Annotated in this window: 1 protein-coding gene; it reads left to right on the top strand. The window is 64.2% G+C overall.

Going from position 1 to position 257, the window contains the following annotated elements; all coding sequences use genetic code 11:
* Window positions 1–257, top strand: a 257-nt coding sequence (locus JQK15_RS26705) for a family 1 glycosylhydrolase (protein WP_214869700.1), incomplete at both ends; no start/stop codon positions are given.

Below are 257 nucleotides of genomic sequence, written 5' to 3' on the forward strand. Positions count from 1 at the left end.
GCCGATGGCCGCGGCCAGACCAACTGGGACGTGTTTTCCCACACGCCCGGCAAGGTCGCCAATGGCGACACCGGCGACGTCGCCTGCGACAGCTATAACCGCTATCAGGACGATATCGCCCTTTTGAAGGCGCTGGGCGTCAAGGCCTATCGCTTCTCGATCGCCTGGTCGCGCATCTTCCCCAATGGCCGGGGCAAGCCCAATGCCAAGGGGCTGGACTATTATAACCGTCTGGTCGACGGGCTGCTGGCGGCGGG

It is taken from the genome of Sphingobium sp. BHU LFT2 (assembly GCF_018604485.1).
In the GTDB taxonomy this organism is placed as follows: Bacteria; Pseudomonadota; Alphaproteobacteria; order Sphingomonadales; family Sphingomonadaceae; genus Sphingobium; species Sphingobium yanoikuyae_A.